This is a genomic window from Streptomyces griseoloalbus (assembly GCA_014650015.1).
In the GTDB taxonomy this organism is placed as follows: Bacteria; Actinomycetota; Actinomycetes; order Streptomycetales; family Streptomycetaceae; genus Streptomyces; species Streptomyces griseoloalbus.
Window position 1 is genome coordinate 274,366 of record BMUD01000002.1, and the last position, 22,413, is coordinate 296,778.

22 protein-coding genes are annotated in these 22,413 nt (G+C 72.0%); 12 read left to right on the plus strand and 10 right to left on the minus strand.

Translation table 11 applies throughout. From position 1 onward, the window contains the following. Positions 1-55: 55 nt before the first annotated feature. Both IE178_RS04200 and IE178_RS04205 read right to left on the minus strand, forming a co-directional pair. Positions 56-1,303, minus strand: coding sequence for a cation:proton antiporter (locus IE178_RS04200; RefSeq protein WP_184762158.1), 1,248 nt, complete (start codon positions 1,301-1,303; stop codon positions 56-58). A 4-nt stretch (positions 1,304-1,307) separates the two neighbouring features. Further along, the gene (locus IE178_RS04205) at positions 1,308-1,778 is read right to left on the minus strand and encodes a cation:proton antiporter regulatory subunit (RefSeq protein ID WP_184762159.1); all 471 of its coding nucleotides are present in this window, start codon (positions 1,776-1,778) and stop codon (positions 1,308-1,310) included. Between the two features lie 303 nt (positions 1,779-2,081). Between IE178_RS04205 and IE178_RS04210 the strand changes: the two genes are divergently transcribed. Beyond that, positions 2,082-2,918, plus strand: coding sequence for a universal stress protein (locus tag IE178_RS04210; RefSeq protein ID WP_193511333.1), 837 nt, complete (start codon positions 2,082-2,084; stop codon positions 2,916-2,918). A gap of 59 nt (positions 2,919-2,977) precedes the next feature. Further along, complete coding sequence (locus tag IE178_RS04215; protein WP_193511334.1) at positions 2,978-3,499, plus strand: SRPBCC domain-containing protein; 522 nt, start codon at positions 2,978-2,980, stop codon at positions 3,497-3,499. A gap of 45 nt (positions 3,500-3,544) precedes the next feature. Here IE178_RS04215 and IE178_RS04220 read toward each other — a convergent pair whose 3' ends face one another. Further along, complete coding sequence (locus IE178_RS04220) at positions 3,545-3,889, minus strand: hypothetical protein (RefSeq protein ID WP_193511335.1); 345 nt, start codon at positions 3,887-3,889, stop codon at positions 3,545-3,547. 170 nt (positions 3,890-4,059) lie between these two features. Continuing rightward, positions 4,060-4,482 (minus strand): secondary thiamine-phosphate synthase enzyme YjbQ, encoded by a 423-nt coding sequence (locus IE178_RS04225; protein WP_184762161.1) that lies wholly within the window; start codon positions 4,480-4,482, stop codon positions 4,060-4,062. Between the two features lie 124 nt (positions 4,483-4,606). Between IE178_RS04225 and IE178_RS04230 the strand changes: the two genes are divergently transcribed. Beyond that, positions 4,607-5,674 carry an NAD(P)-binding domain-containing protein gene (locus tag IE178_RS04230; protein WP_438874345.1) on the plus strand — a complete coding sequence of 356 codons (1,068 nt, stop codon included), beginning with the start codon at positions 4,607-4,609 and terminating at the stop codon, positions 5,672-5,674. A gap of 22 nt (positions 5,675-5,696) precedes the next feature. On the opposite strand, the gene mltG is transcribed toward IE178_RS04230, so the two are convergent. Both mltG and IE178_RS04240 read right to left on the minus strand, forming a co-directional pair. Then, positions 5,697-6,542 carry an endolytic transglycosylase MltG gene (mltG, locus tag IE178_RS04235; protein WP_193511337.1) on the minus strand — a complete coding sequence of 282 codons (846 nt, stop codon included), beginning with the start codon at positions 6,540-6,542 and terminating at the stop codon, positions 5,697-5,699. A 43-nt stretch (positions 6,543-6,585) separates the two neighbouring features. Beyond that, on the minus strand, positions 6,586-8,388 hold the full coding sequence (locus IE178_RS04240) for an ABC transporter ATP-binding protein (RefSeq protein ID WP_193511338.1): 1,803 nt from the start codon (positions 8,386-8,388) through the stop codon (positions 6,586-6,588). A gap of 107 nt (positions 8,389-8,495) precedes the next feature. Between IE178_RS04240 and IE178_RS04245 the strand changes: the two genes are divergently transcribed. From IE178_RS04245 to IE178_RS04265, 5 genes are all read left to right on the plus strand, one after another. Beyond that, positions 8,496-8,960, plus strand: a complete 465-nt coding sequence (locus IE178_RS04245; protein WP_184762165.1) for a MarR family winged helix-turn-helix transcriptional regulator — start codon at positions 8,496-8,498, stop codon at positions 8,958-8,960. Between the two features lie 214 nt (positions 8,961-9,174). Then, complete coding sequence (locus tag IE178_RS04250) at positions 9,175-11,073, plus strand: ABC transporter ATP-binding protein (RefSeq protein ID WP_193511339.1); 1,899 nt, start codon at positions 9,175-9,177, stop codon at positions 11,071-11,073. Then, a complete protein-coding gene (locus IE178_RS04255; RefSeq protein WP_184762167.1) occupies positions 11,070-12,851 on the plus strand; it encodes an ABC transporter ATP-binding protein in 1,782 nt (593 codons plus the stop codon). The genes IE178_RS04250 and IE178_RS04255 overlap by 4 nt, the downstream gene beginning before the upstream one ends. A gap of 622 nt (positions 12,852-13,473) precedes the next feature. Then, a complete protein-coding gene (locus tag IE178_RS04260) occupies positions 13,474-13,944 on the plus strand; it encodes a DUF5709 domain-containing protein (protein WP_184762168.1) in 471 nt (156 codons plus the stop codon). 51 nt (positions 13,945-13,995) lie between these two features. Beyond that, positions 13,996-14,250 (plus strand): type B 50S ribosomal protein L31, encoded by a 255-nt coding sequence (locus tag IE178_RS04265; protein ID WP_184762169.1) that lies wholly within the window; start codon positions 13,996-13,998, stop codon positions 14,248-14,250. Positions 14,251-14,270: 20 nt separating this feature from the next. Here IE178_RS04265 and IE178_RS04270 read toward each other — a convergent pair whose 3' ends face one another. Then, the gene (locus IE178_RS04270; protein WP_184762170.1) at positions 14,271-15,065 is read right to left on the minus strand and encodes a metal-dependent hydrolase; all 795 of its coding nucleotides are present in this window, start codon (positions 15,063-15,065) and stop codon (positions 14,271-14,273) included. A gap of 145 nt (positions 15,066-15,210) precedes the next feature. Here IE178_RS04270 and IE178_RS04275 point away from each other — a divergent pair, with 145 nt between their 5' ends. Beyond that, positions 15,211-17,724, plus strand: a complete 2,514-nt coding sequence (locus IE178_RS04275) for a DEAD/DEAH box helicase (protein ID WP_193511340.1) — start codon at positions 15,211-15,213, stop codon at positions 17,722-17,724. Positions 17,725-17,743: 19 nt separating this feature from the next. Next, positions 17,744-18,610: an acyl-CoA thioesterase gene (locus tag IE178_RS04280; protein ID WP_184762172.1), complete on the plus strand. Its 867-nt coding sequence runs from the start codon at positions 17,744-17,746 to the stop codon at positions 18,608-18,610. Position 18,611: 1 nt separating this feature from the next. On the opposite strand, the gene IE178_RS04285 is transcribed toward IE178_RS04280, so the two are convergent. Together IE178_RS04285 and IE178_RS04290 are read right to left on the minus strand one after the other, a co-directional pair. Next, the gene (locus IE178_RS04285) at positions 18,612-19,535 is read right to left on the minus strand and encodes a DUF6397 family protein (RefSeq protein WP_193511341.1); all 924 of its coding nucleotides are present in this window, start codon (positions 19,533-19,535) and stop codon (positions 18,612-18,614) included. 126 nt (positions 19,536-19,661) lie between these two features. Continuing rightward, on the minus strand, positions 19,662-20,069 hold the full coding sequence (locus IE178_RS04290; RefSeq protein ID WP_184762174.1) for a roadblock/LC7 domain-containing protein: 408 nt from the start codon (positions 20,067-20,069) through the stop codon (positions 19,662-19,664). A gap of 345 nt (positions 20,070-20,414) precedes the next feature. Between IE178_RS04290 and IE178_RS04295 the strand changes: the two genes are divergently transcribed. Beyond that, positions 20,415-21,014 (plus strand): class I SAM-dependent methyltransferase, encoded by a 600-nt coding sequence (locus IE178_RS04295; RefSeq protein ID WP_193511342.1) that lies wholly within the window; start codon positions 20,415-20,417, stop codon positions 21,012-21,014. A 75-nt stretch (positions 21,015-21,089) separates the two neighbouring features. Here IE178_RS04295 and IE178_RS04300 read toward each other — a convergent pair whose 3' ends face one another. Next, positions 21,090-21,971: an oxygenase MpaB family protein gene (locus tag IE178_RS04300; RefSeq protein ID WP_193511343.1), complete on the minus strand. Its 882-nt coding sequence runs from the start codon at positions 21,969-21,971 to the stop codon at positions 21,090-21,092. 97 nt (positions 21,972-22,068) lie between these two features. On the opposite strand from IE178_RS04300, the gene IE178_RS04305 reads away from it, so the two are divergent. Continuing rightward, positions 22,069-22,365, plus strand: a complete 297-nt coding sequence (locus IE178_RS04305; protein ID WP_193511344.1) for a hypothetical protein — start codon at positions 22,069-22,071, stop codon at positions 22,363-22,365. Positions 22,366-22,413: the final 48 nt, after the last annotated feature.

Below are 22,413 nucleotides of genomic sequence, written 5' to 3' on the forward strand. Positions count from 1 at the left end.
TCGGTCCGGGAAGCCGCGTGACGCGGCTTCCCGGACCGACCGCCCCCCGGCCGACTCAGCGTTCGCGGCTGTTGTCCTCCACCGGTTCCAGTGTCTCCACGGCCGGCGGCTCGCCCGGTGCGGGCCTGGCGTCGGCCGATGCCGTACGACGTCCGGCCAGCCACAGGGCCACGGGCTCGGTGTAGCGGGCCGTCAGCGGACCCACCACCACCAGGACCAGGACGTACGCCGTGGCCAGCGGGCCGAGGTCCGGTTCGATGCCGGCGGTGACCGCGAGCCCGGCGATGACGATGGAGAACTCGCCCCGGGCCACCAGGGTGCCGCCCGCGCGCCAGCGACCCTTGGGGGAGATACCGGCCCGGTGGGCGGCCCAGTACCCGGTGGCGATCTTCGTCAGCGCGGTGACGACGGCGAGCGCGAGGGCGGGAAGGATCACCGGCGGGATGGACTCCGGGTCGGTGTGCAGCCCGAAGAAGACGAAGAACACCGCGGCGAACAGGTCCCGCAGCGGTGCCAGCAGGTTGTGCGCGCCCTCGGCGACCTCCCCGGACAGGGCGATGCCGACCAGGAACGCGCCCACGGCCGCCGAGACCTGCAGCTGCTGGGCGAGCCCCGCGACGAGCAGGGTGAGACCCAGCACCACCAGCAGCAGCTTCTCCGGGTCGTCGCTGGAGACGAACCGGGAGATCACCCGCCCGTAGCGGACGGCGACGAACAGTACGAGTCCGGCGACGCCCAGCGCGATGGCCAGCGTGACGCTGCCCGCGGCGAGGCTGACGCCGGCCAGCAGGGCGGTGATGATCGGCAGGTAGACCGCCATCGCGAGGTCCTCGAGGACCAGGATGCTGAGGATCACCGGTGTCTCGCGGTTGCCGAGCCGTCCGAGGTCGCCGAGGACCTTCGCGATGACGCCGGACGAGGAGATCCAGGTGACGCCGGCCAGGACGACCGCGGCGACCGGGCCCCAGCCGAGCAGCAGGGCCAGGGCGGCGCCCGGCAGGGCGTTCAGCGCCATGTCGACGAGGCCGGCCGGGTACTGGGTCTTGAGGTTGGAGACGAGGTCGCTGGCCGTGTACTCCAGGCCGAGCATGAGCAGCAGCAGGATGACGCCGATCTCGGCGCCGATCGCGACGAACTCCTCGCTCGCGCCGAGCGGCAGCAGGCCGCCCTCTCCGAAGGCGAGGCCGGCCAGCAGATAGAGGGGGATCGGGGAGAACTGGAGGCGTCCGGCGAGGCGTCCCAGCAGGCCGAGCCCGAGGATGATCGCTCCGAACTCGATCAGGAAGATCGCGGAAGAGTGCACGCGCTCACTCCCGCCCGAGTATCTCGGCGGCGGCGTCGATGCCCTCGCGCGTGCCGATCAGGATCAGCGTGTCACCGCCGGCCAGCCGGAAGTCCGGCGCGGGGGACGGGATCGCCTCCGCCCGCCGCAGCACGGCCACGATCGACGCGCCGGTGTCGGTGCGCATGCGGGTCTCGCCCAGCAGCCGGCCGTTCCAGTGGGAGACGGAGGACAGCTCGATGCGCTCGGCGACCAGCCCCAGATCGGTGGTGTGCAGCAGGTTGGGGCTGTGGTGGGCGGGCATCAGCGCGTCGATCAGCGCGGCCGACTCGGCGACGGTCAGGCGCAGCGACCGGGCGCAGGCGTCCGGGTCGTCGGAGCGGTAGAGGTTGACCGTTCGGGCTCCGTCCCGATGGGCGATGACCGACAGGTGCTCGTGCTCACGCGTGGTGAGGTCGTATTTCACGCCGATGCCCGGCAGCGGCGTCGCGCTCATCCGTGGAGCAGGCACAGCCCGTCCCCTTCCCGGTTTCTTCCGATGTCATCCGATGTGTGGTGGTGCACGGTCCGGCGGGTCGCACGGGTGATCCACCCCCACAGGGGCAATGGTGCCATCCCGCCATTCGGCCGGAACATGGGTGCTGTCACGGATGGACAGGGGACGCGGCGGGGGCGGAGGATGCCGGGGGAGGGGTGTCACCGCAGGCCGGAACCCATTTCGGAGGTCGGGCGGGGAGGACGGGTACGTGCCGCCCGCCGCGGGTACTCGGATGCGTCGCCGCCGGGGACGGGAGGTGCGGTGGACGACACGGTGATCGTGGGAGTGGACGGTTCGCCCTCCAGCCTCGCGGCGGTCGACGTCGCGGCCCATGAGGCGGGGCTGCGCGGCGCACGGCTGCGGATCGTGCACGCCTTCAGCCGCCCCGCGGACCTGGACCCGATGATCCAGGGTGTGCTGGCGCAGGCCGAGCGGCGCGCCCACGGCCTGGCGCCGGGACTGGAGATCACTCGGACCGTGGCGTCCGGTGAGACGCTGACGGTGCTGCGGAGCGAGTCGCGGCACGCGGTGCTGACGGTGGTCGGCGGGCGGGGGCGCGGCGGGTTCGGGGATCTGCTGCTGGGCTCGACGGTCGTGCAGCTGGCGGCGCACGGGCACGGTCCGCTGATGGTGGTTCGCGGGCGCGCCGGTCCGGGGGGACCCGTGCTCCTCGCCGTGGACGGCTCGCCGGCCGGGAACGCGGCGGCGGCCTTCGCCTTCGCCGAGGCCACGTTGCGCGGGGCCCCGCTGGTCGCGATGCATGTGTGGAACACCTGGAGCGAGCCGACACCGTACGAGGGCCCGGCGGATCCGTTGAACGTGGGGGTGGATCTCGACCGGCTCCGTGACCGGCACCGGGGGCTGCTGGAGGAGGCGGTGGCTCGATGGCGGGCCGCTCATCCGCGGGTCACCGTGGAGCCACGCCTGGAGCGGGCCCGGGTGCGTCACGCGCTGCTCGACGCGAGCCGGGAGGCCCAGCTGGTGGTGGCCGGGGTCCGCGGCCACGGCGGCTTCACCGGAATGCTGCTCGGTTCCGTCAGCCAGGCGCTGCTGTACCACGCCGACTGCCCGGTCGCCGTGGTCCGCGCCGAGGAGTGACCGATGCCGCCGGTGGACCACCCTGTGCGGCCGACGGGACGCCGGGGCAGGGTGGGGCCATGTACACGACGCAGGCTTCCGGCCATGTGAACGCGCCCCGACCGGCCGTCTACCGGGCACTGGTGAGCGCGGACGCGATCGCGCGATGGCGGGTGCCGCCGGGCATGCGGAGCGAGGTGCACGCGTTCGAGGCACGCGAGGGCGGCAGGTTCCGGGTCTCGCTGACGTACGACGCGCCGGACGCGGCCGGCAAGTCGGCCGCGCACACCGATACCTGTCACGGGCACTTCGCGCGGCTGGTGCCGGACGACATGGTGGTGGAGGTCATGGAGTTCGAGGCCCGGGATCCCGCGCTGCGGGGCACGATGACCATGACGACCACGCTCACCGACTCCGGCGGCGGCACGGACGTGCTGATCGTCCACGAGGGCGTCCCCGACGCGGTGCCCGCCGCCGACAACGAGGCGGGCGTGCGGGCGGCTCTGACGCGTCTCGCCCGTTACGTGGAGCAGGGCGAGGGGGCGGTGGAGCAGGGCGGGAGGCCGTCCGGGGCGGGCCGGGCGGCCGGTTCCGGCGGGTGACGACGCGCCCCACCCCCGTCGCGGGGTGGGGCGTTCGTGTGCGGTTCAGCAGGGAGCGGTGACGTTGCCGCAGTAGATCCAGCCGTAGGCGGTCTTGGGGGTGCCGTTGCCGAACGAGTACCGCACGTAGTACCAGCGGTTGCCGTGATCGTTGTAGGCGTTGTGGCTCCAGTCCAACGTCTCGCCGGAGTAGGTCGACACGACCACATCGCAACTGGCCGCATAGCACTCCCTGATCGGACCTCCGAGTGAGGTGGTCCGGTACCACGCGGCAGCGGAGACCTCGCCGGGGCCGGGGCTGCTCCGGTCGGCTGCGGCGGGGCCGGCGCTGATCCCGGTGGCGAGTGCGGCGGCGACGGCGGCGACGGCGAGTGCGCGTCGGATACGCATGGTGTTTCCCCCTCGGATCGACTGGGTGGAAATCTCTCACCGCCGCCTTGTGCAGAGCTTGGAGGGACCTTGGACGGTCCCGGCCACGCCCCCGGGCCATGCGGCCGGCCGGTCCGCGACCCGAGGGATCAAGAGCAACCGCGTCACGGCGGACCCCCGACCGCAGCTGCTCAGCCGAGGAAGCTCAGCCGGACCCGACGGTCGGGGTTGTCCCTGTTCGTGTCGACCAGGCACACCGACTGCCAGGTGCCCAGCTCCAGCCGTCCGCCCACGACCGGGAGGGTCGCGTGGGGCGGGACGAAGGCGGGCAGGACGTGGTCGCGGCCGTGGCCGGGGCTGCCGTGACGGTGCTGCCAGCGGTCGTCGGCGGGCAGCAGCGTGTGCAGCGTGGACAGGAGGTCGTCGTCGCTGCCCGCGCCGGTCTCGATGACGGCGATACCGGCCGTGGCGTGCGGCACGAAGATGTTCAGCAGGCCGTCGCGGCCGGCCGCCGCCTCCCGCAGGAAGGACGCGCAGTCGCCGGTGATGTCGACGACCCTCTCGTCGGAGCCGGTGGCGATGGTGAGGACGCGGGTGGTGAAGGCATCGGACATGTGCTCCATCCTGACCCATGTGCCGGGCTTGACACGCGAGGGCGGGCGGGAAGATCGACGCGTGGGAAGATCCACGACCGGGAAGATCCACGACCTTCACCCTGTTAGTAGAAGCGTGAACAACATGCGCGAGGTCGAGGTGGTCGTCATAGGCGCCGGGCAGGCGGGACTGTCCGGCGCCTATCACCTGCGGCGGACCGGGTTCGAGCCGGACCGCGACTTCGTGGTGCTGGACCACTCCCCCGGCCCCGGCGGCGCCTGGCAGTTCCGGTGGCCCTCACTGACGTACGGCAAGGTGCACGGGATGCACTCGCTGCCCGGCATGGAGCTCACGGACGCCGATCCGGCGCGCGCCTCCTCCGAGGTGATCAGCGAGTACTTCGACCGCTACGAGCGGACCTTCGACCTGCGGGTACGGCGTCCGGTGGACGTAGGAGCCGTGCGGGAGGGGCCCGACGGGCGGCTCCTGGTGGAGACCTCGGACGGCACCTGGGCGACACGGGCCCTGATCAGCGCCACCGGCACCTGGGACCGGCCCTTCTGGCCGCGCTATCCGGGCCAGGAGACCTTCCGGGGGCGGCAGGTGCACACCGCGCGGTACCCGGGGCCCGAGGCGTTCGCCGGGCAGCGGGTGGTCGTGGTGGGCGGCGGCGCCTCGGGCACCCAGCATCTGCTGGAGATCGCTCCGTACGCGGCGGCCACGACCTGGGTGACCCGGCGGCCCCCGGCCTTCCGCGAGGGGCCCTTCGACGAGGAGGCGGGGCGGGCGGCCGTGGCGCTCGTCGAGGAGCGGGTGCGGCAGGGGCTGCCGCCGCGCAGTGTCGTCTCGGTGACGGGACTGCCGCTCAACGACGCGATCCGGAAGGGGCTGGCGGACGGCGTGCTCGACCGGAAGCCCATGTTCGACCGGATCACACCCGACGGCGTGGAGTGGGCGGACGGGCGGCGGGTGGCGGCCGACGTCATCCTGTGGGCCACGGGTTTCCGTCCCGCCGTCGACCATCTCGCCCCGCTGCGACTGCGGGAGCCGGGCGGCGGCATCCGGGTCGAGGACACGCGAGCGGTCGCCGACCCGCGCGTCCATCTCGTCGGCTACGGTCCCTCGGCCAGCACCATCGGCGCCAATCGGGCGGGACGGGCGGCGGTGCGGGACATCAGGCGGCTGCTGGCACGGGAGCCGGTCGCGGCGTGACGGCCGGGGCCGGGCCGCCGGCTCACTTCTTCTGCTCTTCGCCCGCCTTCGCCTGCCGGGCGTCGAACTCGGCGACATTGCGCTGGTGTTCCGCGTAGTCGGCCGTGAAGCGGGTGTCGCCCGGCTTGACCGTGACGAAGTACAGCCAGTCGCCCGGGGTCGGGTTGATCGCGGCGCGCACCGCGTCCTCGCCGGGGTTGTCGATCGGGGTCGGCGGCAGCCCCATGCGTGCGTAGGAGTTGTACGGGCTGTCGGTCCTGGTGTCGGCTTCCGTCGCGCGCGGCGTCGAGCGGCCCAGGGCGTAGGTGACGGTCGAGTCCATCTGCAGCGGCATCCCGCGCTCCAGCCGGTTGAAGATCACCCGGGCCACCTTGCCCATGTCGGTCCTGTTGGAGGCCTCCGCCTGGACGATGCTCGCGACGGTGACCGCCTGATAGACGTTCATCGCGTTGCGCTGCGCACCGGCGGCGATCGGGGCTCCGTTGAACTTCTGGTTGGCGGTGTCGACCATCCGGGACAGCAGTCGCTCCGGGGTCGCCTTCCCGTCCAGCGGATAGGTGGCCGGGAAGAGGTAGCCCTCCGGATTGCCCTCGGCCTCGTTCGGCAGCTTCAGGTTCGCCTTGCCGAGGGACTTCTTCGTGGAGCCCGCGGGCAGCGCGAGGACCTTGTCGACGGCGGCGTACACCTGGCTCGCCCGCCAGCCCTCCGGTACCACCAGGGTCGTGGGGCGGGTCTCGCCGTCGCCGTTCATGATCAGCAGCGGCACCGCCACGGCGGCGCCGGCCACGACGGCCCCGATCGCCGCGAGGGCGAGACGGCCCCGGCGCGTCAGTCGAATCGTGCTCCGTGACGGAGTGTTCATCTGCATGCGGGCACGGTAACCCGCATATCGCCACAAACCCGGCATATCTTCATTTTGTCGGCTCCAGTCGGGCGTCCCGTCGCACGAGGGCCGCATAGCGCCCGTCTCGCTCCAGCAGCTCGTCGTGCGTGCCGCGTTCGACCGCGCGGCCGGAGTCGAGGACCACGATCTGGTCGGCACTCCGAATGGTGGACAGCCGGTGGGCGATGGTCAGCGTGGTGCGGTTGGCCGACAGCGCGTCGATGGCCTCCTGGACGGCGGCCTCGGTACGGGTGTCCAGGGCGCTGGTGGCCTCGTCGAGCACCAGGACCGGCGGATCACGCAGGATGGTGCGGGCGATCGCCAGGCGCTGCTTCTCGCCGCCGGAGAAACGGTGGCCGCGCTCGCCGACCACCGTGTCGTACCCGTCGGGCAGGGCGGCGATGTGGTCGTGGATCTGGGCCGCCTCCGCCGCCGCACGCAGTTCCTCGTCGGTGGCGTCGGGTTTGGCGAAGCGCAGGTTGTCCGCGACCGAGGCATGGAAGAGGTACGTCTCCTGGGAGACGACACCCACCGCGCGGGCCAGTGTGTCGAAGTCGAGATCGCGGACGTCGACCCCGTCCAGGGTGACCCGCCCGCCGGTGACGTCGTAGAGCCGCGGCACCAGGTGACCGAGGGTGGACTTGCCGGCTCCGGTCGGTCCGACGACGGCGAGGCTGCCACCCGGCGGGACGGTGATGTCGATGCCGTCCAGGACGGGGCCGTTCCTGTCGTCGTAGCCGAAGGTGACGTTCTCGAAACGGACCTCGCCCTTGATGCGGTCCAGGTGCACCGGGTCAGCGCGCTCGGTGATGTCGATCGGGAGGTCCAGGTACTCGAAGATGCGCTGGAAGAGCGCGAGCGAGGTCTGGATCTGGACGCCGGTGGACAGCAGGCTCACGGCCGGACGGAACAGGCCCTGCTGGAGCGAGACGAAGGCGACGATCGTGCCGATGGAGACCTCCGGGCCGCCCGCCTGCATGGCGATGCCCGCCGTCCAGTAGATGACGGCCGGCAGGGCGGCCATGACGATCGTGATGACCGCCATGCGCCACCGGCCGGCCATGTTCGACCTCACCTCCAGGTCGACCAGACGCTCGGACTCGTCCGAGAAGGCTCCGGTCAGGGAGTCGGAGCGGCCCATGGTGCGGCCGAGCAGGATGCCGCTGACCGAGAGCGATTCGGTGACCGTGGCGGCCATCGCGGCCATCTGCTTCTGGCGCTGGGTGGTGATCTTCCGGCGTTCGTTGCCGACGCGGCGGCTGATCCAGACGAACACCGGCAGCAGGACCAGCGACACGACGGTCAGCCGCCAGTCGAGCGCGAGCATCGCGGCGACGGTGGCGACCACGCTGGTGAGGTTGGAGACCAGGGAGGTCGCCGTGGAGGTCACGGTGGCCTGCATGCCGCCGATGTCGTTGGCGATGCGGGACTGGACCTCACCGGTGCGGGTGCGGGTGAAGAAGGCGAGCGACATGCGCTGGAGCCGGCCGTAGACGGCGGTGCGCAGATCGTGCATGACACGCTGGCCGACGGTCGTCGAGATCAGGGTCTGCAGCACTCCGAAGACGCTGGTGAGCACCGCGCTGAGGATCATGCCCAGCGCGAGCAGGCTGAGCAGGCCGGTGCGGCCCTCGGGAATCGCGACGTCGAGGATCGCCTTCAGCAGGAACGGTGTGGCGACCGAGACCAGCGACGCGGCGCCGACAAGCAGACCGACGATCGCGAGGCGGCCGCGGTAGGGGTGGAAGAGCTTGAGGATGCGCCGCACCTGCCGGGGTTGCTCCTTCGCGCCGGCGGGCGGGGTCCAGTCGGGTTCGTGGTCGGGGTGCATGGTCTCCTTCGGGACGGGCGCCTCCCGGGCGGTGACCCGAGGGCGAGCGGAGCATAGCTCATTGTTACCTATACTCACAATGAACGACATCCTGATATTGTTCCCGCATGACCGCCCCCGACCCCGACGGCCTGCTGGCCGAGCAGTTGCTCCGGCTCACTCGCCGGGTGCATCGCATCCAGAAGCGCCATCTGGAGCGTCGCGAGCTCGGTATCACCCCTGCCCAGTCACGGCTGCTGCGCACCCTCGCGCACTACGACTCGCCACCCCGTATGGCCGATCTGGCGGAGCGGCTGGAGGTGGTCCCCCGGGCCGTGACCACACTGGTCGACGGACTGGAGACGAACGGCAAGGTGCGGCGGGTGCCGGATCCCGCCAATCGGCGGGTGATCCGGATCGAACTCACCGACGACGGACGCGCGGCGCTGCGGGAACTGCGCGCGGCGCGCAGGTCCGCCGCGGAGGAGATCCTGGCTCCGCTGGGGGGCGAACAGCGCGAAGCGCTGGGCGAGTTGCTGCACACCCTGATCGACGGGACGGTCGCCACGAGGTGCGGTGAGACGTCCGAATGACGCGTGTGAGGTGACGTACCGGCGGTTCGTGCCGCCGGTTTCGTGCGGTGGCCGGGAAAACCGTTTGCCTCCCCCTACATAGCGGCGTCAACCTGTCACGGTTTGCTGCTTCCGTCCGCGGACGGCGCACAGGCATGCCCTCGGTCCCCCTCTCCCCCCACCGCTTCGCCGCCGTTCCCTCCGCCACCCCCCTGATCCGAGCCACTGGGACGTCATGCAGATTCAACACCTTCCGTACCCCGACCCGGGTGTGCCCGACGCGCGCTCGGGTCCCCGATTCCTGTGGTGGCTCTTCCGCAACCAACTGTCGGGACAGCTCAAGTCGTTGGCGTGGGGCCTGCTGCACTTCGCTTCCGTCGCCGCGCTGCCGTTCTGCGTCGGCGTCGCCGTCCAGGCCGCCGTCGACCGCTCCGGCGGCCGGCTCGCGCTGGCCGGCGGCCTGCTGGCGCTGGCCTGCGTCGGCAACGCGGTCGGCGACACCTTCCTGCACCGCGCCGCCGTCACCAACTGGATCACCGCCGCCGCCCGCGTCCAGCAACTCCTGGGCCGCAAGGCCGCGACGCTGGGCTCCGCGCTGACCCGACGGGTCGCCGCCGGTGAGGTCGTGGCCGTCTCCACGGGTGACGTCGAGAAGATCGGCTGGTTCGTGGAGGCCCTGTCGCGGTTCACCGCGGCGGCGGTCACCATCGTGCTGGTCTGTGTCGGCCTGGTCGTCTACCAGCCCGCGCTCGGTGTGGTCGTGGCCGCGGGACTGCCCGTACTCGCCATCGCGGTGCTGCCCCTGCTGCCCCGGGCCACCCGGCGGGCGGACACCCAGCGCGAGAAGGCCGGACGGGCCACCGAGCTCGCCTCGGACACCGTCGCCGGCCTGCGCGTGCTGCGCGGCATCGGCGGCGAGGAACTGTTCCTCGACCGCTACCGCCGCGCCTCCCAGGAGGTCCGCCACGCCGCCGTACGCAGCGCGCGGATGTGGGCCCTGATCGCCGCGATCCAGGTGCTGCTGCCGGGCCTCCTGCTGATCACGGTGGTCTGGTACGGCGTCCACCTGGCCCGCGACGGCCGGATCGCCGTCGGCGAACTGGTCACCGTCTACAGCTCGGTCATGGTGCTGACGTATCCGCTGCGTCACTTCGAGGAGATCGCCATGGCGTACTCCTTCTCGCGTCCCTCCGCCAAGCGGGCCGCGCGCGTGCTGTCGCTGGAACGAGCCACCGACACCACGGGGTCGCGTGACGCCGAGACCCCGACCGGTGACCTGTACGATCCGGCGACCGGTCTGCTCGCCCCCACGGGCCTGCTCACCGCGGTGGTGTGCGGCGACCCGGACGCGGCTGGGCGGCTGGCCGAACGGCTCGGCGGGCATGCCGCGGAACAGGGCACCTCGGTGCTGCTCGGCGGGGTGCCCCTGGACGAACTGCCGCTGAGCTCCGCCCGCGGCGCCGTCCTCGTGCAGGACAAGGATCCGGTGCTGTTGTCGGGCACCCTGCGCGAACTGCTCGACGTACCCGCCTCCGGTGCGGTCGATCCGCGCGACGCGCTGGACGCGGCGCAGTGCGGGGACGTACTGGCGGCACTGGTGCAGGGCTCACTGGACACCGACGACCCGATGGACGCCCGGATCACCGAACGCGGGCGGTCCCTGTCCGGCGGCCAGCGCCAGCGGCTCGCCCTGGCCCGGTCACTGGTCACGGACCCCGAGGTGCTCGTCCTGGACGAGCCGACCTCGGCCGTCGACTCGCACACCGAGGCCCGTATCGCCCAGGGCGTGCGCGAACTGCGGGCTCGGCGCACCACCGTGGTCTTCACCTCGTCTCCGCTGCTGCTGGACCGCGCCGACCGGGTGGTGTTCCTGGACGGCGACAGCGTCGCGGCGGTCGGCGGCCATCGCGAACTGGTGCGTACCGAGCCCCGGTACCGGGCCGTGGTGACGCGCGAGACCGAGGACGAGGCCGCGCTGACCAAGGTTCTGGACGAAGGCGGCGCAGCGCGCGACGGCGAGGTTTCGGACAAGGACGGCGCACTGCGCGACAGGGACCGCGCACTGCGAGACGACGAGGTCCTGCACCGACTGGAAGAGCTGGAAGACCTGGAAGAGATCGAGGAGACAGCATGATCGGCATGGCGCCGCCGGCCTACGACCCGGCGGCCCCGACCGCGGCCAGCACCCTGCCCGTGGGCGCGTCCGCGACCGTGCGTGCCTACGTGATGGAGCTGCTGCGCCGGCACCGCCGGGCCTTCCTGCTGCTGATCACCGTGAACACGGTCGCCGTGGTCGCCTCGATGGTGGGCCCGTATCTGCTGGGCGGACTGGTGGAGGGGGTCTCGGACCGGGAGCGGGAACTGCATCCGGGGCTCACGGCCACGGTGTTCGTCATCGCGCTGACCGTGCAGGCCGCGTTCGTCCGGCAGGTGCGGCTGCGCGGGGCGATGCTCGGCGAGCGGATGCTGGCCGACCTGCGCGAGGACTTCCTGGTGCGGTCGGTCGGGCTGCCGCCGGGCGTCCTGGAGCGGGCGGGCACGGGTGATCTGCTGTCGCGGATCACCACCGACATCGACCGGCTCGGCAACGCGATGCGGGAGGCCGTGCCCCAGCTGGCCATCGGCATGGTGTGGGTGGTGCTGCTGGTGGGCGGACTGGTCGTCACGGCGCCCGAGCTGGCGCCGGCCGTGCTCGTCGCCGTGCCGCTGCTGGTCGTCGGCTGCCGCTGGTACTTCCGGCGGGCGCCTGCCGCCTACCGCTCGGAGGCCGCCGGGTACGCCGCCGTGGCCGCCGCGCTCGCCGAGACCGTGGACGCGGGGCGGACCGTGGAGGCACACCGCCTCGGCGCGCGCCGGGTGGCCCTGTCGGACCAGCGCGTCAGGGAGTGGACGGCCTGGGAGCGCTACACGCTCTGGCTGCGGTCGGTCCTCATCCCCGTCATCGACATCACCCATGTGACCGTGCTCGGCTCGGTGCTGATGATCGGCGGTGTGTTCGTCCTGCAGGGCTGGATCGGCGTCGGCCAGCTGACGACGGGCGCGCTGATCGCGCAGATGCTCGTCGACCCGGTGGGGCTGATCCTGCGCTGGTACGACGAGCTGCAGGTGGCGCAGGTGTCGCTGGCCCGGCTGGTGGGGGTCCGGGACATCGAGCCCGACGCCGGTGATGCCGATCTGACCCCCGACGGCCGCCGGGTGCACGCGGACGAGGTCCACTTCGGTTACCAGGAGGGCGTGGACGTCCTGCGCAAGGTGTCCCTCGAGGTCGCCCCCGGGACCAGGCTGGCGCTGGTCGGCCCGTCGGGCGCGGGCAAGTCCACCCTGGGCCGGCTGCTCGCCGGGATCTACGCGCCCCGGGACGGACGAGTCACCCTGGGCGACGCCGAGCTGTCGCGGATGACGGCGGAACGGGTCCGGTCGCACGTGGCCCTGGTCAACCAGGAGCACCACGTCTTCGTGGGCTCCCTGCGCGACAATCTGCGGCTCGCCCGGACGAAGGCCGAGGACGCGGAGCTGTGGGCTGCGCTCGGTGCGGTCGACGCGGACGGCTGGGCCCGTGCGCTCGACGACGGCCTCGACACCGAGGTCGGCTCCGGCGGGTTCGCCCTCACCCCGGCCCAGGCCCAGCAGATCGCGCTGGCCCGGCTGGTGCTGGCCGACCCGCACACGCTGGTCCTGGACGAAGCGACCTCGCTGCTCGACCCGCGCGCGGCGCGTCACCTGGAACGCTCCCTGGCGCGTGTCCTGGACGGCCGGACCGTCGTCGCCATCGCCCACCGTCTGCACACCGCCCACGACGCGGACGTCATCGCCGTCGTGGAGAACGGCCGCATCAGCGAACTGGGCAGCCACGACGAGCTGGTCGCGGCGGACGGGGCGTACGCGGCACTGTGGCGGTCCTGGCACGGGTGAGCGGTGAACGGGTGAGTCCGGGCGGCCCCGGCCTTCTGACCGTTTGCCCTCGGGCCGGCCCGGCGTCCCCGGTCACCGGGGCGTCGGGCCCCGTCGCGGTGCGGCCGGGCGGCGCCGGGCCTTAGTGCGGGACCGGCTCCGGCCCGGAGCGTGCTCCGCCCCGGCAGGGGTGAAGCCGGGAGCGGGTGGCAGTGGGCGATCTTCCCCGCTCGGAGCCGCCACTGCGGAAACGGTCCCGGGTCTTCCCACGCCGGGCCACCGGCGCGGGACGGCACCCAGGGCCTGCCCGGCCACGGAGGCACCTGGCTCCGGAACGGCGGCGGGTGCCCATGTCCGTACGGTGTCCGTTCCCGTACGGCTGTGTCGCCCCGGGGGGTGGGCCCGGGTGCTGCCGCTCGGTCAGGGTTCGGAGCGGTGACCGGGACGGGGTGGGGCCCGGGGGCACCCGCCGAGCCGTGCCGTTGCGCGGTGGGGAGCTCGGGTGGAAGGCTGGAGTCAGGCACCGGCTCGGGGAGCACCCGGGGAGCCCGGCGGACCGGGTACGGGTGGGCCAGTGCCCCGTGCGGACGGCCCGGCACGGGTCGCGGCGGGAACGGGCCCGGCCCCACCCCTGGAGGTACTCGTGAACAGCGCCGACGGTTGGGGAGACGATGTCTACCAGCCCGACGCGTCCGAGATTCAGGACGACGCCGGACTGCTCGACGCCGAGGACACCCTGGAGAACGACGGCGTCGCCGACCCCCTCGACCGGGGCTGGTCCCCTCCGGAGCGGCCCTGGGCCGTGGAGCACTACGGCGTGACGGCGGCGGAACGCCACGAGGGGGAGACGCTGGACCAGCGGCTCGCCGAGGAGCGCCCCGATCCCGCCGCCCCGGACGGCGACGGTCTCGGCGATTCCTCCGGCACCGACGGGGAACTCCTGGACAACGAGGTCGGCGCCGCACGCTCCGGACGGCTGGTGGCGCCCGACGAAGGGGCACACGAGGACGAGGAGGAGGCCCTGGTCGCCATGGACGTCGGCATAGACGGCGCGGCCGCCTCCGCCGAGGAGGCCGCGATGCACGTCGTCGACGAGGACACCCTGCCCGGCTGACCCCGCCGCTCCCCCCGCGGAGCGCCGGCCCGAGTCGCCCGAGGAGCATTCATGCAGCAGGACAAGCACCCCGACTACCACCCGGTCGTCTTCCGCGACCGTGCCGCCGGTTACGCCTTCCTCACCCGGTCCACCGCGAACAGCGACCGGACCATCGAGTGGGACGACGGCGAGACCTACCCGGTGGTGGACGTGGAGATCTCCTCGGAGAGCCACCCCTTCTACACGGGCCAGGCCCGGACCGTGGACACGGAAGGCCGCGTGGCCCGATTCGAACGCCGGTACGGCGGTGAGGGCTCCGGCTGAGGCCCGGACACGCGCCTGTCTCAGATGACGTTGAGCGCCGCCGCGCAGCCCACCCCGCCCAGCAGCATGAACGCGGGCATCAGCACCTTCAGCTCCACCCAGCTGCCCGCCCGGAACCTCATCCCCTTCGGCGGGCCGATCGGGTACCAGCGCTTGCGCCCCACGGGTATCGGCCACAGGATCGGGCAGCCCGAGACGGTCAGCGCGTCCCCGATGTCGTGCACCAGCGCGCCCAGCACGACCGGCAGCCCCAGCCACAGGTACTCCTGCCCCGGCGCAGCGAACAGCCAGTCCGAGCCGTTGCCCGGCTTGTCCAGCACACCCGCGAGGATCCAGGCGCTGGCCGCCGCCAGCAGCCATACCAGGACGTCGCTGCTGGAGCCGCGGGTGGCCCGCCACAGCAGGCCCTCGATGGCCAGCACCATGTGCACGAAGAGGATGGCCAGCACCGCCCAGCGGCCGCCGGTGATCGCCAGGACCGCGGTGCCGGCGCCGATCATGACGGCCCACAGCCAGGTGTGGGTGAGCGTGCGGTGCCCGCCGGAGCGACGCGGGTCGCCCTGCTTCCTGGTGGCCTTGTAGACGGCGTAGGACAGCTTGTCGACGATCTCGCACAGCCCGCGGGACAGCGGCCCGAAGGCCCGCGAGATGGTGGCCGCCTTGTGGTCCAGGTCCGGGGCGAGGGCGGCGCCCGCGCAGATCAGGGCGCCGGCCAGGAGGACCGGCCAGGGCATCGGGTGTCCGGCCGCGGCCATCGCCGCACCGACCCCGAGCCAGGCCGCGGCGCCCGACAGTGAGTGTGCTGGTCCCATCATGGCCGTTGCCCGCCCCATTCCTCGCTCGCCGCTGTCCAGTTGACCGGGCGCGTTGGCGCTCCGCCGGCGACACAGCGTAGCGTTCGCGATCTTCGCGCCCGCAGCCGATTCCCGCATCGGGCGGGTGGGCAGGCAAGATGGGGACGTGACCCTCATCGATCAGCTGCCGCCGACCGCCGACCCCGACGCCCTGTACGAAGCCTTCGAGTCGTGGGCCCGGGAACGCGGTCTCACGCTCTACCCCCACCAGGAGGAGGCGCTGATCGAGGTGGTCTCGGGGGCGAACGTGATCGTGTCGACGCCCACCGGCTCCGGCAAGAGCATGATCGCGGCGGGCGCCCACCTCGCCGCCCTGGCGCGCGACGAGGTCACCTTCTACACGGCGCCGATCAAGGCACTGGTGTCGGAGAAGTTCTTCGAGCTGTGCAAGATCTTCGGCACGGAGAACGTCGGCATGCTCACCGGTGACGCGTCCGTCAACGCGGACGCCCCGGTCATCTGCTGCACCGCGGAGGTACTGGCGTCGATCGCGCTGCGCGACGGCAAGGACGCCGACGTGGGCCAGGTCGTGATGGACGAGTTCCACTTCTACGCGGAACCGGACCGCGGCTGGGCCTGGCAGATCCCCCTGTTGGAGCTGCCGCATGCGCAGTTCGTCCTGATGTCGGCGACGCTGGGCGACGTCTCCTTCTTCGAGAAGGACCTCGCCCGCCGCACCGACCGCCCCACCACCGTGGTCCGCTCGGCGACCCGGCCCGTCCCGCTGTCCTACGAGTACCGGTACACACCGCTCACCGAGACGCTCACCGATCTGCTGGGAGCCCGCCAGGCCCCCGTCTACATCGTGCACTTCACCCAGGCGCAGGCGGTGGAGCGGGCGCAGGCGCTGATGAGCATCAACATGTGCACGCGTGAGGAGAAGGACCGGATCGCCGAACTGATCGGCAACTTCCGCTTCACCACCAAGTTCGGACGCAACCTGTCCCGCTACGTCCGGCACGGCATCGGTGTGCATCACGCCGGAATGCTGCCCAAGTACCGGCGGCTGGTGGAGAAGCTCGCACAGGCGGGCCTGCTGAAGGTCATCTGCGGCACGGACACCCTCGGTGTGGGCGTCAACGTGCCCATCCGCACGGTGCTCTTCACGGCTCTGACCAAGTACGACGGCAACCGCGTGCGCACGCTGCGGGCCCGTGAGTTCCACCAGATCGCGGGCCGCGCCGGGCGCGCCGGCTTCGACACCGAGGGCTTCGTGGTCGCCCAGGCCCCCGAGCACGTCATCGAGAACGAGAAGGCGCTCGCCAAGGCGGGCGACGATCCGAAGAAGCGCCGCAAGGTCGTGCGCAAGAAGGCGCCGGAGGGTTTCGTCGGCTGGACCGAGCAGACCTTCGAGAAGCTCATCGCCTCCGAGCCGGAGCCGCTCACCTCCCGCTTCCGCGTCACGCACACGATGCTGCTGTCGGTGATCGCCCGGCCCGGCAACGCCTTCGAGGCGATGCGACGGCTGCTGGAGGACAACCACGAGCCGCGCAAGCAGCAGCTGCGGCACATCCGGCGGGCGATCGCCATCTACCGCTCGCTGCTGGACGGCGGCATCGTCGAAAAGCTCGACCGGCCGGACGCCGAGGGCCGCATCGTCCGCCTCACCGTGGACCTTCAGCAGGACTTCGCGCTGAACCAGCCGCTGTCCACGTTCGCGCTGGCCGCGTTCGAACTGCTGGATCCCGAGTCGCCGTCGTACGCGCTGGACATGGTGTCCGTGGTGGAGTCCACGCTGGACGACCCGCGCCAGGTCCTCGCCGCCCAGCAGAACAAGGCGCGTGGCGAGGCGGTCGCCGCGATGAAGGCCGACGGGGTGGAGTACGAGGAGCGCATGGAGCGCCTCCAGGACGTCAGCTACCCCAAGCCGCTGGAGGAGCTGCTCTTCCACGCGTACAACACCTACCGCAAGAGCCACCCCTGGGTCGGTGATCACCCGCTGTCGCCGAAGTCGGTGGTGCGGGACATGTACGAGCGGGCCATGTCCTTCACGGAGTTGGTGTCCCACTACGAGCTGGCCCGCACCGAGGGCATCGTGCTGCGTTACCTCGCCAGTGCGTACAAGGCGCTGGAGCACACCATCCCGGACGACCTCAAGTCGGAGGACCTGGAGGATCTGATCGCCTGGCTGGGCGAGATGGTGCGCCAGGTCGACTCCAGTCTGCTCGACGAGTGGGAGCAGCTGGCCAATCCGGAGGAGATGACCGCCGAGGAGGCGCAGGAGAAGGCCGACCAGGTCAAGCCGGTCACCGCCAACGCGCGTGCCTTCCGCGTGCTGGTCCGCAACGCCATGTTCCGCCGGGTCGAGCTCGCCGCCCTCGACCGGGTGGAGGAGCTGGGCGAACTGGACGCCGAGGCGGGCTGGGACGCCGGGGCCTGGGGCGAGGCGATGGACAAGTACTGGGACGAGTACGAGGAACTCGGCACCGGACCCGACGCCCGCGGGCCGAAGCTGCTGCTCATCGAGGAGCAGCCGGAGAACGGGCTGTGGCGGGTCCGGCAGATCTTCGACGACCCGAACGGTGACCACGACTGGGGCGTCAGCGCCGAGGTCGATCTCACCGCCTCCGACGCGGAGGGCCGTGCGATCGTCCGTGTCACCGATGTCGGCCAGTTGTGAGCACAGGAGAACGCCACCCATGACGAACCCGGCCGAGAGCCTCGTCGACCTGCTCGACCTGGAGCAGATCGAGGTCAACATCTTCCGTGGGCGCAGCCCGCAGGAGTCCCTCCAGCGGGTCTTCGGCGGCCAGGTCGCCGGCCAGGCTCTGGTCGCCGCCGGCCGCACCACGGAGGGCGACCGCCCCGTGCACTCGCTGCACGCGTACTTCCTGCGCCCGGGCAGGCCCGGGGTGCCGATCGTGTACCAGGTCGAACAAGTGCGGGACGGCAGGTCGTTCACGACCCGGCGGGTCACCGCGGTGCAGCAGGGCCGCACGATCTTCAATCTCACCGCCTCCTTCCACAAGCCTGAACAGGGGAGTTTCGAGCACCAGCTGCCGCCGGCCCGTAAGGTCCCGGACCCGGAGTCGCTGCCGACGGTCACGGAGGAGATCCGTGAGCATCTGGGCACGCTTCCCGAGCAGTTGGAGCGGATGGCGCGCCGCCAGCCCTTCGACATCCGCTATGTGGACCGGCTGCGCTGGGATCCGGAGGAGGTCGAGGGCGCCGAGCCGCGCAGCGCGGTGTGGATGCGCGCGGTCGGTCCGCTCGGCGACGATCCGCTCGTCCACACCTGCGCCCTCACCTACGCCAGTGACATGACGCTGCTGGACGCGGTGCGGATCCCGGTGGAACCGCTGTGGGGTCCGCGCGGCTTCGACATGGCGTCGCTGGACCACGCCATGTGGTTCCACCGCCCGTTCCGGGCGGACGAGTGGTTCCTGTACGACCAGGAGTCGCCGATCGCCACGGGCGGGCGGGGACTGGCCCGCGGCCGGATCTACGACCGGGAGGGCCGGATGCTGGTGTCCGTCGTCCAGGAGGGGTTGTTCCGGGCGCTGTAGGTCACCGGTTTCTGCGGCGCCACCGGCCGAGCAGGCCACGGGATGTCCGGCGGGCAGGTTCGACGGCCCGGGACGTCCGATGAGCCGGTCCGGGACGGTGAGCGGCGGGACGGGGTGCCGGCCGGTGTTCCCGTGCCTCTTCCGTCAGCCGTCTCAGGTCCGCCTGCAGCCAGGCGATCCCGTCCGCGTCCTGAGCCGTCGTCAGCTCCTTGGCGAGGTGTGCGGCCGGTGACCCCGGGGCCCCCTGGGAGGGCGGCGGCCGGCGGAACCCGTGCAGGTGGGACCGGTCGTAGGGGTCCTTGACGACCTGCGAGACGTGGAGCGGGTCGAGCAGCGACGCCACGGCCCCGGCGCGCGCCCAGGGGTTGTCGGCCTGGCGGAGCAGGAAACCCAGGTGCCGGGCGCGCCAGTTGCGCGGACGCAGGTCGATGCCGGCGTCGAGCTGGCTCCTGAGGCCCTCGGGCGTGCGCCCCGTCAGCAGCGGTGCGTTCCTGTCGTCGGCCGCGAACAGCCTCAGCTCCTCGGCCAGATAGAGCCAGACGACGGCGCGGTAGCGGTTCGGATAGAAGGTCACGGGCACCAGTGGTCCCAGCCTCGCCAGGCGGATGAACCGGGCTTTCGTCACCTCCATCAGGGCCGCGCCCTCCGTGGTGCCGACGGTCTTCACGCTCCGTCGCAGGGACTCGGGAAACCCCGGCCCGGCGCGGAGCCGCTCGATCTCGGCTCGGCCGACCCGCCGGCCTCCGCCGTCGTCCGGGGCCGTGCGGATGCGCCCGAGATGCACGGCGAAATCGAACTCGGTGCGCTTCACGCCCAGTTCGCGCGCTGCGCGGCCCGTCGTGACCCAGGTGTCGCCGTGTGCCGTGGCCCGCTCGGCGGTGACAGCGGTGGTGGTGTCGTGCGTGATGGCGTGTGGTCCGGACATGCTCGTCTCCCCCGTGGAGTGTGGACGGCCGGCGCCGGGTGCGCCCGCTCCAAAAACCGTAGCCGGTCCGTCACGCTCCGTGGCGAGCCTGTGGATAACTCCGCATGGAAAGGATGAATGAGCAGGTCAGAGCTCTGTGTCAGGCTTCGCCCGGCGGGCGTCCACGTCCAGATGTTCACCGACCCGGTTGACCAGAAGCGTCATCTCGTACGCGATGTGGCCGATGTCGGCCTCGGCACCGCTGAGCACGCACAGGCAACTGCCGGTGCCGGCCGCGGTGACGAAGAGCACCGCGTCGTCGAACTCGACCATCGTCTGACGGACCCCGCCGGCGCCGAAGTGCCGCCCCGAGCCCTTGGCCAGGCTGTGCAGTCCGGACGACACGGCGGCGAGGTGCTCCGCGTCCTCGCGGCGCAGTCCCGTGCTCGCGCCCGTCACCAGTCCGTCGTTGGACAGGACCAGCGCATGCCGTACGTGTTCGACGCGTTGGGTCAGGTCGTCCAGCAGCCAGTCGAGTCCCTGGTTCTGCGCCATGTCGTGAATCTCCCCCTGGTCTTCCCCGTGGTGTTCCCCGTGTGGTGTCCCCTCCTGGCGGGAGGGCCCGCGCGCCAGCCTTCCCCAGGACCGGGCGCCGGGCAAGGAGGAGGGAAGCCATGGGGCGGAAGATGACCGAGGAAGAGGGTAGGGGTGGCCTCCCGTGGTCCTCCCGCCGAGTCGGGCAGCCGGGTGGCGTGCATCCGTCCGGCGTAGTCGACGAGCCGATCAGCACGTCCTTCCCCGGGTCCCGCGCCCGTGCGCGGTGGTGAACCGGAACGAACGCGTCACGCTCGCACGTGTGCTCCGCGGCGTCACCCGTGCCGGTGGGGGATCATGCGGAGCATGAGCGACGACCACACACACGTCCAGGAGTTCTTCACGGCCCGTGCCGCCGACTGGGACCGCCGCTTCCCCGACGACGGCCCGGTCTACGCGGCCGCGGTCGCCGAACTCGGGCTGCGCGAGGGTGACCGGGTGCTCGACGCGGGGTGTGGAACGGGGCGGGCCCTGCCTCCGCTGCGTGCGGCCGTGGGGCCCTCGGGCCTGGTCCTGGGCGCTGATCTGACCCCGGCCATGCTGCGGGAGGCGGCACGGGCCGGACGGGACCGCGACGGGGCGCTGTTGCTGGCCGATGTCGCCGCGTTGCCGCTGCGCTCGTCCTCGTTGGACGCCGTGTTCGCGGCGGGTCTGATCGCGCATCTGCCCGACCCGGCCGGAAACCTGAGGGAGATCGCGCGGGTGGTGCGGCCCGGCGGCGTTCTCGCGCTGTTCCATCCGATCGGCCGGGCGGCGCTCGCCGCCCGCCAGGGCCGCGCGATCACGCCGGACGACCTCCGCGCGGAGCCGAATCTCCGTGCGCTGCTGGCCCGTTCGGGGTGGCGGATGACGTCGTACGTCGACGAGGACGCCCGGTTCCTGGCACTGGCCGTGCACGAGGGCTGAGCCGCCGAGGAGTTCCCCGACGGGCGCGCGTCGGAGCCGCCCGGGCCGGGCCCGGACGCGAAGGGTGCCGGGGCCTCAGTCCCCGTGCCGCACCGGGCACCCCCGCAGCCCCGGGACCGGGTGGGTGCCCAGGTCCCGGAGCAGGTACCCGTTCGGGTAGCTCTTGATCTCCCAGTTCTGCCGGGCGAAGTGCGGGGCGCGGCGGGGCGGCAGCAGACGGACGGCGCGCCCCCGCAGGCGTACCGCCCGGCGCGCCCACGCGCGCGTGGCCGCGCTCGGCGGGGTGTAGCGGAAGGCACGCAGCAGGGGTTCGTCGAGCAGGGCGAGTGTGGCGGTGCGCAGCACGGGGGCGAGCGGGCGGGGATACCAGGAGGTCATGAGGTCGAGCGTGGCGTCCGACACCCGCCGCGCGCCCTCGTCCCAGCCGAAGTGGGCCTCCTCGTAGGCGTCCAGGCAGCTTTCGAACTCCTCGTAGGTGCGGGGGATGTCCTTGATGCCCATGTGCCGTCCGAGGGCCTGGTAGTGAACGGCACTGGCGACGATCTCGTGACGTGACAGTCTGCGCCACCCATAGGCGTCGATCCATCGCCTGGGCATCACCACGAACGTGCACAGGACGTACCGCATGTCGTCGTCGGGGATGTCGTAGGCGCGGTGCATACCGTTGATGCGGCGGATCGCGGTCCGGCCCTGGTCACTGCCGAATCCGTGCTCGACAATGGCGTCCAGGAGCAGTGAGGTGTCGTCGTAGCGCTTCTGGGACCGGTCCGTGAGCTCGGCCGTCCCGGCCAGCAGTCGGCCGATCCGGGGAACGGCGTAGGTGCGGTAGAGGGCCAGTTCCAGGGCCCGCGTGAAGTCCCAGGGGAATTCGTACGCGGAGCTCAGCCGGTGGATCTCCGTGGCCTCCCGGTAGGGGTCCATGCGCCGGATCCGTTCCAGCCGTTCGAAGCGCCGCACCGTGCTGCCCCCTTCTGCCGCCGAGACCACAACTCTACGTTGGGCAGCGGGAGACGAACGGTCGGCGAGGGCAATGGCCAGGGGGAAGGTGGACCGCATGTGGAAAAGCGTTCGGGGGATCGGGAACAGAGTGATCGACAGCCTGCGCACGGGGGAGCGGACCGGGCGGCAGGAGCGTCCGCACAATCTGTTCGAGGCAGCCGCGGCCTACGTCTCGGCCTGCGCGGAGGGCGATCAGGACCGGATCGACGAGGCGGCCGGCTGGGTTTCGCCGGAGGCGCTGTCGTTCGGGGTGAACGAGCTGGCGTGCCGTGCGGTCGTCGCGCTCGCGCGGGAGAGGGACGAGTCCCCGAACGAGGTCGCGCGGGCGCTGCTGGGGCTGCCGGCCGCCTGAACCGCCCGCCGGGCGGTGGTCGATTCGCCCCGTCCGGCCGGAAAGCTG

What these genes read in the sequence shown, in the direction of transcription:
- IE178_RS04205 (WP_184762159.1), bottom strand. Translation starts at nt 1,778, where the DNA reads ATGAGCGCGACGCCGCTGCCGGGCATCGGCGTGAAATACGACCTCACC.
- IE178_RS04215 (WP_193511334.1), top strand. Translation starts at nt 2,978, where the DNA reads ATGTACACGACGCAGGCTTCCGGCCATGTGAACGCGCCCCGACCGGCC.
- IE178_RS04220 (WP_193511335.1), bottom strand. Translation starts at nt 3,889, where the DNA reads ATGCGTATCCGACGCGCACTCGCCGTCGCCGCCGTCGCCGCCGCACTC.
- IE178_RS04225 (WP_184762161.1), bottom strand. Translation starts at nt 4,482, where the DNA reads ATGTCCGATGCCTTCACCACCCGCGTCCTCACCATCGCCACCGGCTCC.
- IE178_RS04230 (WP_438874345.1), top strand. Translation starts at nt 4,607, where the DNA reads ATGCGCGAGGTCGAGGTGGTCGTCATAGGCGCCGGGCAGGCGGGACTG.
- mltG (WP_193511337.1), bottom strand. Translation starts at nt 6,542, where the DNA reads ATGCAGATGAACACTCCGTCACGGAGCACGATTCGACTGACGCGCCGG.
- IE178_RS04240 (WP_193511338.1), bottom strand. Translation starts at nt 8,388, where the DNA reads ATGCACCCCGACCACGAACCCGACTGGACCCCGCCCGCCGGCGCGAAG.
- IE178_RS04245 (WP_184762165.1), top strand. Translation starts at nt 8,496, where the DNA reads ATGACCGCCCCCGACCCCGACGGCCTGCTGGCCGAGCAGTTGCTCCGG.
- IE178_RS04250 (WP_193511339.1), top strand. Translation starts at nt 9,175, where the DNA reads ATGCAGATTCAACACCTTCCGTACCCCGACCCGGGTGTGCCCGACGCG.
- IE178_RS04255 (WP_184762167.1), top strand. Translation starts at nt 11,070, where the DNA reads ATGATCGGCATGGCGCCGCCGGCCTACGACCCGGCGGCCCCGACCGCG.
- IE178_RS04265 (WP_184762169.1), top strand. Translation starts at nt 13,996, where the DNA reads ATGCAGCAGGACAAGCACCCCGACTACCACCCGGTCGTCTTCCGCGAC.
- IE178_RS04270 (WP_184762170.1), bottom strand. Translation starts at nt 15,065, where the DNA reads ATGATGGGACCAGCACACTCACTGTCGGGCGCCGCGGCCTGGCTCGGG.
- IE178_RS04280 (WP_184762172.1), top strand. Translation starts at nt 17,744, where the DNA reads ATGACGAACCCGGCCGAGAGCCTCGTCGACCTGCTCGACCTGGAGCAG.
- IE178_RS04285 (WP_193511341.1), bottom strand. Translation starts at nt 19,535, where the DNA reads ATGTCCGGACCACACGCCATCACGCACGACACCACCACCGCTGTCACC.
- IE178_RS04290 (WP_184762174.1), bottom strand. Translation starts at nt 20,069, where the DNA reads ATGGCGCAGAACCAGGGACTCGACTGGCTGCTGGACGACCTGACCCAA.
- IE178_RS04295 (WP_193511342.1), top strand. Translation starts at nt 20,415, where the DNA reads ATGAGCGACGACCACACACACGTCCAGGAGTTCTTCACGGCCCGTGCC.
- IE178_RS04305 (WP_193511344.1), top strand. Translation starts at nt 22,069, where the DNA reads ATGTGGAAAAGCGTTCGGGGGATCGGGAACAGAGTGATCGACAGCCTG.